We start from the raw sequence: 14,221 nt of genomic DNA, 5'->3' as shown, positions 1-14,221 counted from the left end.
GGCGGCGATAGACCCCGGATCAAGTCCGGGGTGACGAAGATTGGGTCGGATTTGAGGCGTCTCTTCGGGTCGTCATGCCGGACTTGATCTAGGGTCAAGGGCGGAGCAAGATTGATGCGTCATGCGAGGTCGATACATCGTCACGGGAACGCCGTTAATCTAAACGATGACGAAACTAGATTTGGGGGAGTGACATGGCGTCTAATTTGGATCGCTACGAAGAGGACTTCAAGCGCCTAAAAGATCTTGGCTTTCAGCTTGAGCTTAGGATGCAATTTGATTTGTTTCCGGAAGAAATGCGCGAACAGCTAAATAAGCAATTTAAAAACGAAGATGGTCTTGATAAATTTGTAAAAGATCTACCTTCTTTTCATAGAGATTACCAAAAATGGTATTCAGAGTCTCTTGCTATAGTGCGGCAGCTTATTCCAGATCGAGTGAATGATTTTACTGCCTTGTATGAGGTTCCCAAGGGCAGGAAGGATATAAAGTTTGGAAATTACGTGATCCACGACTATTTGCAGGGATTGAGGGTTTCAGACTCTTGGGGAGAAGTTAAGGTAGATACTACTGCCGCTCTTCCGCAGTTTCGCATACAGCGGAATATATTTGAATCCTCTGAGCAAAGATTCAAAAGTTCACTTTTCGAGATTCTGTCGTTGGTCCAAGCCGATTTGCTCGATGATGAGATTGACGCCGCTCGTGTACTGCTAAAAAATAAGTTTACGCGAGCAGCCGGGGCTGTCGCTGGCGTTGTGTTAGAGAGTCATTTAAAAGCGGTTTGCGGTAACCATGCGATAAAAATCGTTAAGCAGAATCCTACAATTTCTGTCCTCAATGACCTACTTAAAGATAATAATATCATTGATGTATCGCAGTGGAGATTCATCCAACATTTAGGCGATATAAGAAATTTGTGTGATCATAAAAAGGCTGCCGATCCAACGTCAGATCAAGTTCAAGATCTAATAGATGGTGTCGCGAAGATTTCTAAAACTGTTTCTTAGCTTCTGCACGCGGCCATTTTAACCTACGCGCCAAATCGCCCTCAAACCGAAAACCCGCCCGCATTCCGCCGGTTCGAGCTCGCCGCCAGCACCTTTTTGCCCTGCGGGGTCAGCGCCCATTTGGCGCCCTGCTTCACGACCAGTCCCAGCGTGACGAGTTCGTCGCGGATCGGGTCGGTGGGGAGTTGGGGGCGGCGGTTCGACAGGCCTTCGAGCGTCGTGCGCTGCGGCTGGCTGAGGATGATGAGTTTCTGTTTTTCGGTCATTTGCTTTTCCTGTGTGGGTCGCCGGGTGGCTTTGTGCCTCGGTAGCCCACCCCGCTGCGACTAGCCAGCCAGCTGGCAAGTCTCGCTGCCCCTCCCGCTTGCGGGAGGGGAGCAGAATTTACTCGGCGGCGATGCCCGCCTGTTTGAACATGTCGTCGCCGTCGGTTTCGGCGGTGATGACGGGCGCGCCGTCGTCGTTCGCCTTGGCCTTCTTGCGGTTGTCGAAGCTGGACCAGACATTGTTCCACTCGCCGCGCGTCGCGCCCTTGCTATATTCGGTCGCGCGCGTTTCGAAGAAGTTGGCGTGCTCGACGCCGTTGAGCAGCGGGGCGAGCCAGGGAAGCGGGTGCTCCTCGATCATGTAGATCGGCGCGAAGCCGAGCTGCCCGAGGCGCCAGTCGGCGATGTAGCGGATGTAGCGCTTGATTTCCTTGGGCGTCATGCCGGGGACGGGGCCCTGTTCGAACGCGAGGTCGATGAACGCATCCTCGAGCCGCACCGTTTTCTGGCAGGTGTCGATGATGTCTTCCTTCACCGCCTTGGTCAGGCAGTCGCGTTCCTTGGTGAAGGTGTGGAACAGCTTGATGATGCCTTCGCAGTGGAGGCTTTCGTCGCGGATCGACCAGCTGACGATCTGGCCCATGCCCTTCATCTTGTTGAAGCGCGGGAAGTTCATCAGCATCGCGAAGCTGGCGAAGAGCTGGAGGCCCTCGGTAAATCCGCCGAACATCGCGAGCGTGCGCGCGATATCCTCGTCATTGTCGACGCCGAACTGCTGCATATAGTCGTGCTTGGCGCGCATCTCGTCATATTCGAGGAACATGCCATATTCGCTTTCGGGCATGCCGATCGTGTCGAGCAGGTGCGAATAAGCCGCGATGTGCACGGTTTCCATGTTGCTGAACGCGGTCAGCATCATCTTGATTTCGGTCGGCTTGAACACGCGGCCGTACTTGTCGTGGTAGCAATCCTGCACCTCGATATCGGCCTGCGTGAAGAAGCGGAAAATCTGCGTGAGCAGGTTGCGTTCGTGGTCGCTGATCTTCTGCGCCCAGTCGCGGCAATCCTCGCCCAGCGGCACTTCCTCGGGAACCCAGTGGATCTGCTGCTGGCGCTTCCAGAAATCGAACGCCCACGGATATTCGAAGGGCTTGTAGGTGTTGCGGGATTCTAACAACGGCATGGCGGCTATCCTCGGGTCAGATTTTTTTCGTCATTCCGGCGAAAGCCGGAATCCATCGATGGGCTCTGCTCCCTCGCGTGGACCCCGGATCAAGTCCGGGGTGACGAGGGAGGATAAGCTTTACTGGCAGGCCAGACACTCGTCGTAATCGGTGGTCTGCAGGTCGTACACCGGGGCTTCGGCGGTGTTGTCGGCCTCGACCCCGCCCGCGAAGCCGGCGCGCTGCACCGATTTCGAGCGGAGATAATAGAGCGATTTGATGCCGAGTTCCCACGCACGGTAGTGGAGCATGAGCAGATCCCATTTCTCGACGTCGGCGGGGATGAACAGGTTCAGCGACTGCGCCTGATCGATATAGGGCGTGCGGTCGGCCGAGAGTTCGAGCAGCCAGCGCTGGTCGATCTCGAAGCTGGTCTTGTAGCAGTCCTTCTCGTCCTGCGACAGGAAGTCGAGGTGCTGGACGCTGCCGCCCTTCTCCAGAATCGAGTTCCAGATATTGTCGCTGTTCTTCGCCTTGTCGACAAGCAAAGCCTCGAGGTGCGGGTTGCGGATCGAGAAGCTGCCCGACAGCGTCTTGTGCGTGTAGATGTTCGCGGGCACCGGCTCGATGCACGCGCTGGTGCCGCCGCAGATGATCGAGATCGACGCGGTCGGCGCGATCGCCATCTTGCAGCTGAAGCGCTCCATCACGCCCTGATCGGCGGCGTCGGGGCAGGGGCCGCGTTCCTTGGCGAGCAGCATCGACGCCTGATCGACCTGCGCGCGGATATGCTTGAAGACGCGGAGATTCGACGACTTCGCCATCGCGCCCTCGAACGGCAGGCCGCGTGCCTGGAGGAAGCTGTGGAAGCCCATCACGCCGAGGCCGACCGAGCGTTCGCGGCTCGCGCTGTACTTGGCGCGCGCCATTTCGGGCGGGGCGCGGTCGATATAATCCTGGAGGACGTTATCGAGCATGCGCATGACATCTTCGATGAAGCCCTTGTCGCCGTTCCACTCGTCCCACGTTTCGAGGTTGAGCGACGAGAGGCAGCAGACCGCGGTGCGATCCTGACCCAGATGGTCGCGGCCGGTAGGCAGCGTGATTTCGCTGCAGAGGTTCGAGGTGGTGACCTTGAGGCCCAAGTCGCGGTGATGCTTCGGCATCATGCGGTTCACCTGGTCGATGAAGATGATGTAGGGCTCGCCGGTCGCGAGGCGCGTTTCGACGAGCTTCTGGAACAGCGAGCGCGCGTCGACGCTGCCGCGGACGCTCTGGTCCTTGGGGCTGCGCAGGTTGAATTCGGTGCCGTCGCGGACGGCTTCCATGAACTCGTCGGTGATCAGCACGCCGTGGTGGAGGTTCAGCGCCTTGCGGTTGAAATCGCCCGACGGTTTGCGGATTTCGAGAAACTCCTCGATCTCCGGGTGCGAGATGTCGAGATAGCAGGCGGCCGAACCGCGGCGCAGGCTGCCCTGCGAGATCGCGAGGGTGAGCGAGTCCATGACGCGGACGAAGGGGATGATGCCGCTGGTCTTGCCGTTGAGCCCGACGGGTTCGCCGATGCCGCGCACGCTGCCCCAATAGGTGCCGATGCCGCCGCCGCGGCTGGCGAGCCAGACATTCTCGTTCCACGTCTCGACGATGCCTTCGAGGCTGTCGGGGACCGAGTTCAGATAGCAGCTGATCGGCAGGCCGCGGCCGGTGCCGCCGTTCGAGAGAACGGGGGTCGCGGGCATGAACCACAGTTTCGAGATATAGTCGTAGAGGCGCTGCGCATGCTCCTGGTCGTCGGCATAGGCCGACGCGACGCGCGCGAAGAGATCCTGATAGGATTCGCCGGGGAGGAGGTAGCGATCCTCGAGCGTTTCCTTGCCGAAGTCGGTGAGCAGCGCGTCGCGGCTGCGATCGGTCACGACCTCGAATCGGCGCGCGTGGACCTTGGCCTCGCTGCTGTCGTTGAGCTTCGCCGTCGGTGCCGCATCGGGAGCCGATTCGCCCTTCGAGTCGCTTGCCACGGGGGCTTCATTCTTCGTCAGTTCCACCGTCGCCACGTCGCTCGTCTCCACCCGTTCCGTTTCCCGAAAATCCATCTTATTCGCCCCCGATCTGAACGCGCACCCGGTGCGCTTTGTTCCTGTCTTGTTCGACTCAGGGCGAAGCCCCGACCCTAGCATCTAAACCTGTCCACGTGGGCACTTTTTTTGGGCGCAAGGAAGGTTTTCCCGTGCCCATATGGGATGGACGACGGAAATCCGCCAGTTGCAGCCGAATACTATTTATTGGGGTGCCCCCGTGTGTGACCCACCACCTATAGTGCCACGTCGGCGCAATGATGCAAGACGGTAAATGACAGAACGGGGACTCAACTCGTCGATAATTTGATTCGTCTCGTCGCGGCTGATGCACGAGCGCGAGGCGCCGCGCCAGCCTTTCCGCGGGTTTGCGGCGCGATTGGCATCGACGGATCGAAAAGCGGAATTTTTGAATGGGAAGGCCGGAGCGAAAGGTGACGCCGGTGACGCCCTTCCGGTGCGGATCACCGCACTGGCAAGCGGTCATCCTGCAGCAGGCCGCGATGCGGGCTCCGGACAAAAAGAAAGGGCCCCGGCGATGCCGGAGCCCCTCCTGAAACCTATTTCTGCTTAGGCCTGACCGCCAGCACTGTCCGTACCGGTGCCGCCCAGGAATCGCCAAAACCAACCCATGATAAATCTCCTGTTCGCACTGCCCACGAGGAACAGTTAACGGCGCGTATACCTTAATTATTAAGGTAAATCGAGTCTTAACTATAAGCATTGCTGCCAGTTTGGCAGTTATGCGGAGCGGTTCTGGGGGTGAGCGGTGAGGGTGGCGGTCAGCTCTGAAAACAGTTGAGGTTTTCCAAGATGATAGCCCTGGCCGACATCGCAGCCGAGACTGGCGAGAAGCGCCATGGTTTCCGCGTCTTCGATGCCTTCGGCGACCGCGACGGCGCCGAGACGGTGCGCGAGATCGATCGTCGATTTCACGACTTCGAGGTTTCGCTGCGAATCGCGCATCGTCATCACGAATCGTTTGTCGATCTTGATCTCGTCGGCCTCGATCTCGGTCAGATATTCGAGGTTCGACTGGCCGGTGCCATAATCGTCGATCGACAGGCGGATGCCGGTGCGGCGCAGCTGGGCGAGCGTCTGGCGCGCCTGACGGCTGTTTTCGATCTGCGCGGTTTCGGTGATCTCGATCGTCAATATCTCGGGCGGCAGGTGATGAGCGGTGAGCATCACGCGGATCGTGCCGACGAGGTCGCTGTGGTCTAGCAGGCTCGCCGAAAGGTTAACCGACATGTTAATCGGAAGCCCGCGTTCGCGCAGCTGCGCGGCCGAGCGGATCGCCTGATCCATCACGAACAGCGTGAGGCGATAAATGTCCTGGCTCTTTTCGGCCTGGACGATGAACTCGTCGGGCGGGATCGGTCCGCGCGTCGGGTGCGTCCAGCGCGCGAGCGCCTCGACCCCGACGAGCCTCTGCGTCGCGATTTGATATTGCGGCTGGAAGGCGACCCATATGTCGCCGCCAGTGAGCGCGTCCTCGAGCTGCGAGTGGAAGGAGAGCTGCCAGCCGGCGTCTTCCTTTTGCCGCGAGGTATATTTGGTCCACAGCGAGCGCGTGCGGATCGCGCGTTCGGCGGCGACGAGCGCGGCGGCGAGGCGCTGCGCGTTCGACCCTTCGAACTCGTCGTTGACCCCGAAGGCGATCGCGACGTCGACGCGTAGCTCGCCGATCGTCAGCGGCGCGTTGAACAGCGCGGCAAGCCCCGCGAGCTGCCCTTCGATCTGGCTGTGCTGATAATAGGGGACGAGCCAGGCGAAGGTGCCGTCGAGATCGTGGTGCAGCGTCGTGCCCTGCGAGGCGAGCTGGAGGCGGCGCGTGACCTGTTCGACGAGCTTGGCGATACCATCGCCCGGAATGAAAGCGGCGAGATCCTCGAAATTGACGACCTTCGCCGCGACGACGGTCGCGCTGCCGAAGGGCGGCAGCGACCGCAGCGCTTCGAAATTGGGCAGGCCCGAGACCGGGTTCTCGCGTTGCGCCGAAGCGCGGCGGCGGGTGCGCGACACGTTGGCAGCGATTGCGGCGATGAAGAAGAGCGCGGCGCCGATCCACGAGGTGACGAGCATGGTGCCGAGGAAGATCTTGCCGCCGATGAGGGTGGCCGTCGTGCCCAGGGCGATCGGCGCGAAGGCACGTTGAAAGCGCGGGAGCAGCGCCAGCCCCGTCGCCGCGACAGCGAATAGCAGCGGCGGAATCCAGCCGATGTCGACGGGATTCCCGCGCTTCAGCGTTTCCGCGGCGATGACGTGAAGGAAACCACCGGGAATGCGATTATGCCCCGGCAGATAGAAATAATCCTGAAAGCTGGGCGCGGTCGGGGCAAAGATCACATCCTTGCCAGCCAGTTCGCGCGTGCCCACCTTGCCCGAAAGCAGGTCGGCCGCGCTATAGTCCGGGATTGTCCGGGTGTTGTAGCCGAGATCGAGGCGAAAGCTCTTCGGCGTATCGCTATGCCTGCCGGCAATGATCGCGGCAAAGGTCGGAAGGAGCCGGCCTTCGGCGCGATAAGCGATCGGAGCGCTCCAGACCTGCCAAAACTCGCTTTCGATGGCGATGCTCGCCATAGGAACATCGGGGCCAAATTGCTTGCTGGGAAAGGTGGTAACCTTTTCGTCGCTTCCGGGGACCTGGCGCGTCGAGACGGCCAGCACCACGCGGTCGCCCATATTCCTTACCGCATCGACGAATAGCGGGAAGTCGCGGTCCGCCTCCCGCCGGTCGAAATAGAAATCGATCAGGAGGCGCTTGGCGCCGGCCCGGTTCGCGGCATCAACCACATTCGCATATTGCGTCATCGAAAAGTTGCGGTTGGGCGATTGCGCCATTGTGCGCTCGTCGAGCGCTACGACAACGACCTGCCCGGTAACCGCGCGATTGGCGAGACGGCCGACGACGGCGTCGAGCACCCGGTCGGCGATTTCGCCAGCCGACGAAATGCCCACCGCCAGCGTAATGAGCAGCGACAGTGCGATGGTTCGCCAGCTGATGATCAGACTTTTGACCGGGATGGGCACGCACGTCTCCAGCAATTGCCGGCCGTGCCTAGTCGCAGATGGTTATCATCGCGTTAATTATGAATGAAATCCTGCGCCGTGCACCGGAGCATCAGGCGCAGGATTCCAAGTGTTTCAGGCGATCGCGGGCAGCGGCTCCAGCGCCGCATCGCCGGCGAGCGCGGAGGCGGCGAGGCCGGTCGCCGCGGGGACGATCTGTTCGAGGTAGAAGCGGGTCGAGACGAGCTTCGCTTCGAGGAAGGCAAGGTCGCCATTGCCCTCATCGAGCGCTGCGCGCGCTGCCCTGTGCTGGATTGCCATCAGCCACCCGCACGTGGCGGTCGCGAGCATGGTGAGATAGGGATAGCTGCCCGCGAGACGGTCGCCGGTATTCGCCCCCACCATCCAGTCGGTCACCGCGCGGGACGCGTCGACAAGTTGCTGCAACTCGGGGAAATCGGCGGCGCCGCCCGCGATATCGTCAATCAGCCCGCGGACGAGATCGCCGCCCGCCATGCCGAGCTTGCGCCCGACCAGGTCGGCCGCCTGAATGCCGTTCGTGCCTTCGTAGATCGGGGCAATACGCGCGTCGCGATAATGCTGCGCGGCGCCGGTTTCCTCGATGAAGCCCATGCCGCCATGCACCTGCACGCCGAGGCTCGCGACCTCGCAGCCGATGTCGGTCGCGTGCGCCTTTACCAGCGGGATGAGGATGTCGGCGCGCATCGCGGCGGCCTCGTCGCCCAGCTTGCCGAAGTCGATCTGCGCCGCGGCATAATAGGTCAGCGCGCGCGCGGCCTCGGTCTGCGCGCGCATCCGCCATAGCATGCGGCGCACGTCGGGGTGCTGGTCGATCGTGACCGGTGTACGGTCGGGCGAGCCCGCGAGCGACGACTGGACGCGCTCGGCGGCGAAGCGCTGCGCCTGCTGCGTCGCGCGTTCGCCGATCTGGATGCCCTGGCAGCCGATCATCAGGCGGGCGTTGTTCATCATCACGAACATCGCGCGCATGCCGCCCATTTCGTCGCCGACGATCTCGCCGAGGCAATCCTCGTCCTCGCCATAGACCATCACCGCGGTCGGCGAGCCGTGGATACCGAGCTTGTGCTCGATCGAGGCGCAATGGACGCCGTTCGAGTGCGCGGGCTTGCCGCCCGCATCGAGGCGATATTTGGGGACGAGGAAGAGCGAGATTCCGCGCGTCCCCTCGGGCGCGCCGGGGGTGCGCGCGAGGACGAGGTGGACGATATTGTCGGTGAGGTCATGCTCGCCGAAGGTGATGAAGATTTTTTGGCCCTTGATCTTGTAAAGGCCGGCGTGTTCGCCCTCGGTGACCTTTTCGGCGGTCGAGCGCAGCGCGCCGACGTCGCTGCCCGCGGCGGGCTCGGTCAGGTTCATCGTGCCGTTCCATTCGCCGGTAATCAGCTTCGGCAGCCAGGTCTGCCGCTGTTCTTCGGTGCCATAGGCCATCAGCGCGTGGATCGCGCCCGGGGTGAGAATGCTGCACAGCGAGAAGCCCATGTTCGCGCTGCCGAGCGCCTCGATCACCACCGTCGCGAGCGTGAAGGGCAGGTCCTGCCCGCCATATTCGCCGGGGCCGTCGATGCTGCCCCAGCCCGCCTCGACGAACTGCCTGTACGCGTCCTTGAAGCCCGGAGGCATCGTGACCTTGCCGTCCTGCCATTTCGGGTTCTGCGTGTCGCCGACGCGGTTGAGCGGGGCGTAAACGTCCACAGCAAACTCGCCGATGCCGGTGACGATTGCCTCGACCATGTCGGGGGTTGCGGCGGCGAATTTGTCGTGCGCAGCCATCGCGTCGACGCGCGCGATATGGTTGAGAACGAACAGCTGCTCGGTGGTCGGAGGCGTGTAGGTCATGGATTGGGCACTTTGCTGGTGAATATCGTTGCGCGGGCGCTATAGCGCGGCATGGCCGAAGCCTCAAAGTCCACAATTGTTCTGCTCTTCGATAGCCAGGCTATCGCCGACGCGAAGGCGCTGATCGCGGCGGGCGAGCCGGTCGCGGTGCCGACCGAGACGGTGTACGGGCTGGCCGCCGATGCGCGCAATGCCGAGGCGGTCGCGCGCATCTATGCCGCGAAGGGACGGCCCGATTTCAATCCGCTGATCGTGCACGTGCCGGACCTTGCAGCGGCCGAGACGCTGGGCGTGTTTGGCGCGGTCGAGCGGGCGCTGGCGGCGCGCTTCTGGCCGGGGCCGTTGACGCTGGTCGTGCCGCGCACGGCCGATTGCCCGGTGGCGAGCATTGCGACCGCGGGGCTCGATACGATCGCCCTGAGGGTGCCGGGGCATCGTGCGATGCAGGCTTTGCTGGCGGAAAGCGGCGCGCCGCTCGCGGCGCCGAGTGCCAATGCGAGCGGGCGGGTGAGCCCGACGAAGGCAAACCATGTGCTCGCGAGCCTCGACGGGCGGATCGCGCTGGTGATCGACGACGGGCCGACGACGGCGGGCGTGGAGTCGACGATCGCGCGCGTGAAGGACGGCGCGGTCGAAATATTGCGGCCGGGGCCGGCCACAGCGGAGATGCTGGCTGAGGCGAGCGGGCGGGCGGTGACCGGGGTGAAAGGTTCCGAGATCGTCGCGCCGGGGATGCTCGCGAGCCATTATGCGCCGGGCAAGCCGGTCCGGCTGGGGGCGAGCGAATTTGCTGGCGACGAGTTCGGAATCGGCTTTGGTACGGTCGCGGGCGATTATGATCTGAGCGCGGCGGGCGATCTGACCGAGGCGGCGGCGCGGTTGTTCGATGCGCTGCACGCGGGGGCCGCGAGCGCGAAGACGAAGATTGCGGTTGCTGCGATCCCGGTCGAGGGGCTCGGCGCGGCGATCAACGATCGGCTGGCACGCGCGGCGGTTTAGGCGGCTGCCGGCTCGATCGGATCCCCATGCGGCGCCTTCCTTGCCACGATCAGACAGGCGGCGACGATCAGCAGCGCGCCGGCGAAAGTCGGCAGCGTGACCGCCTCGTCGAAGAAGAACCAGCCGAACAGCATCGCCCAGAGGAAGCCGGTATATTCGGTCGTCGCGAGAATCTGCGTTTCGGCGCGCGCATAGGCCCAGCTCAAAAGCAGCAGCGAGGTCGTCGCGAGGATCGCGGCGCCGAGGATGTGCGGCGCGTGGTGCGCGGCGGGGACCGCGAGGAACCACGGCGCGCCGAGCGCGAGGATCGCGGCGACGAAGAAATTCTGGAAAAAGGCGATCTCCATCGGCTCGGCCATCTTCGCCTGCCGCCGCGCGAGGATGAGGTTGTAGGCGTAAAAGATCGCCGACAGGAACACCGCGCCGACGGCGAGCAGCGCCTCGTCGCTATAGTCGCTGCCGCCGAGCTTTCCCGCGACGATCACGAGCACCCCGCACAGGCCGAGCATCGAGGCGGCGATCGAACGCGGGCCGATCTTTTCGCCGAGGAAGATCGCGGCCATGTAGAGCGCCATCAGCGGCGCGACAAAGGCAAGCGCGATCGCCTCGGCCATCGGCAGCCGAGCGAGCGCCCAGAAGAAGCAGAGCGCCATGCCGGCGACGAACAGAGAGCGCCAGGCGTGGATCTGCATCGTCGCCTTGTCCGGCCATTTGGGGCGGCTCGCGAAATAGAGCGCGCCGGCGAGAAGCGTGCCGGTGCCGGTGCGCCAGAGCACGGCGTTATAGGCGCCGATGTCGATCGACAGCCCCTTCATCAGCACGTCCATTGCCGAAAAGGTCGCGATGCCTGCGCACGCGATCAGGAAGGGGATGACGGGAGAGGCCGAATCGGGACGCATCGTTGCGCCTTAGCGGAAGGTCGCTTGCCCCGCGCCGTCGATGTTGAGTTTCTGGCCCGAGCAATAGCTGTTCGCGCCCGAGACGAACCACACCACCGCCGCTGCGACGTCGGCGGGGACGGCGACGCGGCTGAAGGGCATTTTGGTGTCGAGGTGGTGGATGTCCGTGTTGCCGGTGATCGCGCGCGACAGCTTTTCGCCCATATCGCTGACGGTGAGTGCGGGGGCGACGATGTTGACGCGGACGCCGTTCGTGAGTTCTTCCTTCGCGAGTGCGTAGGCCAGGGCTTCGCCAGCGGCCTTTGCCATCGTGTAGGGCGCGCCGTTCGGTGAGCGGGTGTAGGTGGCGATGCTCGAGATGACGATGATGTCGCTGCGCTTGTGAGTGCGCAGTTGCGGGAGCGCGAGGCGGCTGAGCCGGTGCGGGCCGGCGGCGTGGACGGCGAAGAGCTTGTCGACTTCTTCGGGTGCCGTTTCGGCCACGGGCAGTCCGCGGCTGGCGATGCCGGCGTTGTTGATCAGGATCGACATGGGGCCAAAATCGGCCTCGACCGCGGCGACCATCGCGGCGCAGGCGGCTTCGTCGGTGACTGACGCCTGATAGGCTTTGGCCTTGCGGCCGAGGGCTTCGACCGCGGCGACGGTTTCGGCGGCGGCTTCTTCGCCGCGGGTATAGTTCACCGCGACGTCGGCGCCGGCTTCGGCCAGCCCGATCGCGATGCCGCGGCCGATCCCGCGCGAGGCGCCGGTGACGAGCGCGACGCGCCCCGCGAGAATCCCGTCGGCCATGCCTCTCTCCCTATTGCATCAGCTCATTATAGATGTCGTCGTCGCTGCGGCTCGCGGCGTTGCGCCATTTGGGCGCGGCCTTGCGGTTGAGCACGGTGCCGTTCGCATCGAGGATCGCGACGGTCGGCGTGCCCTTGATTTTGAAGCGGAAACGTTTTGGTACGTCGGGGTTTCGGCCCCAGCCGCGGATATGCGGCATGCCGATGTCGGCGTAGACGATCTCGTAGCGCGCGCGGACGGGGGCGAAGCGGTCTGTCGCGATCAGGTTCGCGAGCCAGGCGCTGTCGTGGCAGCCGCCGGTGCCCATCACGAGGAGGACGGGCTTGCCCGACTGTTTCGCTTTGGCGAGGGCGGCGCCGATTGCGGGCATCGGGTTCGGGTCGAAGGCGTCGCTCTTGTAAGCGTCCGCTACACCCGGAATCGTCCGCGTTTCGCTGGCGGTCGCGGGCGACATGGCGAGCAGCGCGGTGGTGAAGGCGATGGCAAGCGGGCGTGGCATGGGCCGACGATAGGTTTCGGATGACGTTTCCGTCAACGTAAGATAGCCTTCGCCCCATGAGCTGGGAAAAAGAGATCGACGAACTCGGGCAGCGCCGCGCGATGGCCGAGAAGATGGGCGGCGAGGAAAAGGTCGCGCGCCAGCATAGTCGCGGCAAGATGGACGCGCGGGCGCGGCTCGCGGGCGTCGTCGACGAAGGCAGCTTTCGCGAGATCGGCAAGATCGCGGGGCGCGGGCGTTATGGCGCCGATGGCGAGCTGGAAGATCTGGCCGCGAGCAATTTCATTTTCGGACGCGCCAATATTGACGGCCGGCCGGTCGTCGCCTCGGCCGACGATTTCACCGTGCGCGGCGGCGCGGCCGATGCGGCGCTGCACAGGAAGTTCGTCCAGTGCGAGGCGATGGCGCATGAATATAGGCTGCCGCTGATCCGCATGATCGACGGCACCGGCGGCGGCGGGTCGGTCAAGACGCTCGAGGATATGGGCTATACCTATATCCCGCATGTGCCCGGCTGGGACGAGATCATCGCGAACCTCGATACCGTGCCGGTGGTGGCGCTGGCCTTGGGTCCGACCGCGGGGCTCGGCGCGGCGCGCGTCGTGGCTAGCCATTACAGCATCATGGTGCGCGGGCTGTCGCAACTGTTCGCGGCGGGGCCGGCGGTTGCGGCGGCGATCGGCGATACGCTCGACCGCGAGGAGCTGGGCGGCAGCGACGTGCATACGCGCAACGGCGTCGTCGACGACGAGGTCGCGAGCGAGGCCGAGGCCTTTGCGGCGGCACGGCGGTTCCTGTCGTACCTGCCGTCGTCGATCCACGACAGGGCGCTTCGGACCGCATGCAGCGATCCGGTCAACCGGCGCGACGAGAGCCTGCTTTCGGTGGTGCCGCGCGCGGCGAAGCAGGTCTATTCGATGCGGCGGATTACGGCGGCGGTGTTCGATCAGGGCAGTTTTTTCGAAATGGGGGCGCGTTGGGGGCGCGCGGTGATCACCGCCTTTGCGCGGCTCGACGGTTATCCGGTCGCGGTGCTCGCGAGCGACCCGTCATACCTCGGCGGATCGTGGGATGCGAAGACGAGCGAGAAGGCCGAACGCTTCGTGAAGATGGCCGACCAGTTCCGGCTGCCGATCGTCCACCTTGTCGACAATCCGGGCTTCATGATCGGCGGCGAGGCCGAGCGGACGGGGACGATCCGGTACGGGGTGCAGGCGATGAACGCGATCTACCGCGCGACGGTGCCGCTCGCGTCGGTGGTGGTGCGCCGCGCTTACGGCATCGCGGGCAGCGCGATGTCGAACGCCGAGCGCTTCCAGTACCGCTTCGCCTGGCCGTCGGGCGACTGGGGCAGCTTGCCGATCGAGGGCGGGGTCGAGGTCGCATACAAAAGCGAACTCGAGGCGGCTGAAGATCCCGCGGCGCATCTGGAGGCGATCCGCGAGCGGCTCAACCGCGTGCGAAGCCCGTTCCGGACGGCGGAGAAATTCGGGGTCGAGGATATCATCGATCCGCGCGACACGCGGCCCTTGCTTTGCGAGTTTGCCGAGCTGGCGTGGCGGGTGGTGAAATAGACATATCCATCATCGTCATCCCGGACTTGATCCAGGATCCATTTGCGCGATGTTGGCTGG

General features: G+C 63.5%; 11 protein-coding genes. 3 read left to right on the top strand and 8 right to left on the bottom strand.

Annotated features, from left to right (window positions below):
* Positions 1 to 194: 194 nt before the first annotated feature.
* Entirely contained in the window at positions 195 to 1,007 is an 813-nt protein-coding gene (locus ASD73_RS22195; protein ID WP_082521354.1) for a hypothetical protein, read from the top strand.
* Between the two features lie 41 nt (positions 1,008 to 1,048).
* On the opposite strand, the gene ASD73_RS04520 is transcribed toward ASD73_RS22195, so the two are convergent.
* The 5 genes from ASD73_RS04520 to ASD73_RS04500 all read right to left on the bottom strand — a co-directional run bounded on the left by ASD73_RS04520 (position 1,049) and on the right by ASD73_RS04500 (position 9,401).
* Complete coding sequence (locus ASD73_RS04520; RefSeq protein ID WP_039576499.1) at positions 1,049 to 1,273, bottom strand: hypothetical protein; 225 nt, start codon at positions 1,271 to 1,273, stop codon at positions 1,049 to 1,051.
* A 118-nt stretch (positions 1,274 to 1,391) separates the two neighbouring features.
* The gene (locus ASD73_RS04515; protein ID WP_056368781.1) at positions 1,392 to 2,456 is read right to left on the bottom strand and encodes a ribonucleotide-diphosphate reductase subunit beta; all 1,065 of its coding nucleotides are present in this window, start codon (positions 2,454 to 2,456) and stop codon (positions 1,392 to 1,394) included.
* Between the two features lie 120 nt (positions 2,457 to 2,576).
* Positions 2,577 to 4,529 carry a ribonucleoside-diphosphate reductase subunit alpha gene (locus tag ASD73_RS04510; protein WP_056368787.1) on the bottom strand — a complete coding sequence of 651 codons (1,953 nt, stop codon included), beginning with the start codon at positions 4,527 to 4,529 and terminating at the stop codon, positions 2,577 to 2,579.
* 723 nt (positions 4,530 to 5,252) lie between these two features.
* Entirely contained in the window at positions 5,253 to 7,544 is a 2,292-nt protein-coding gene (locus tag ASD73_RS04505; protein ID WP_056368788.1) for an EAL domain-containing protein, read from the bottom strand.
* Between the two features lie 114 nt (positions 7,545 to 7,658).
* A complete protein-coding gene (locus ASD73_RS04500; protein WP_056368789.1) occupies positions 7,659 to 9,401 on the bottom strand; it encodes an acyl-CoA dehydrogenase in 1,743 nt (580 codons plus the stop codon).
* 51 nt (positions 9,402 to 9,452) lie between these two features.
* Between ASD73_RS04500 and ASD73_RS04495 the strand changes: the two genes are divergently transcribed.
* Positions 9,453 to 10,400 carry an L-threonylcarbamoyladenylate synthase gene (locus tag ASD73_RS04495; protein ID WP_056368790.1) on the top strand — a complete coding sequence of 316 codons (948 nt, stop codon included), beginning with the start codon at positions 9,453 to 9,455 and terminating at the stop codon, positions 10,398 to 10,400.
* Here the strand turns inward: ASD73_RS04495 and ASD73_RS04490 are convergent.
* Genes ASD73_RS04490 through ASD73_RS04480 form a run of 3 tightly spaced genes read right to left on the bottom strand, consistent with a single transcriptional unit; the run spans position 10,397 to position 12,587 of the window.
* Positions 10,397 to 11,299 carry a DMT family transporter gene (locus tag ASD73_RS04490; protein ID WP_056368791.1) on the bottom strand — a complete coding sequence of 301 codons (903 nt, stop codon included), beginning with the start codon at positions 11,297 to 11,299 and terminating at the stop codon, positions 10,397 to 10,399. The genes ASD73_RS04495 and ASD73_RS04490 overlap by 4 nt on opposite strands.
* 9 nt (positions 11,300 to 11,308) lie before the next feature.
* Positions 11,309 to 12,088, bottom strand: coding sequence for an SDR family NAD(P)-dependent oxidoreductase (locus tag ASD73_RS04485; RefSeq protein ID WP_056368792.1), 780 nt, complete (start codon positions 12,086 to 12,088; stop codon positions 11,309 to 11,311).
* 10 nt (positions 12,089 to 12,098) lie between these two features.
* Complete coding sequence (locus ASD73_RS04480; protein ID WP_056368793.1) at positions 12,099 to 12,587, bottom strand: thioredoxin family protein; 489 nt, start codon at positions 12,585 to 12,587, stop codon at positions 12,099 to 12,101.
* Positions 12,588 to 12,643: 56 nt separating this feature from the next.
* Here ASD73_RS04480 and ASD73_RS04475 point away from each other — a divergent pair, with 56 nt between their 5' ends.
* Positions 12,644 to 14,161 (top strand): acyl-CoA carboxylase subunit beta, encoded by a 1,518-nt coding sequence (locus tag ASD73_RS04475; protein WP_056368794.1) that lies wholly within the window; start codon positions 12,644 to 12,646, stop codon positions 14,159 to 14,161.
* Positions 14,162 to 14,221 lie beyond the last annotated feature (60 nt).

This window comes from Sphingopyxis sp. Root154 (assembly GCF_001427105.1).
Taxonomy (GTDB): domain Bacteria; phylum Pseudomonadota; class Alphaproteobacteria; order Sphingomonadales; family Sphingomonadaceae; genus Sphingopyxis.
This window is presented reverse-complemented; position numbering and strand designations above follow the sequence as displayed.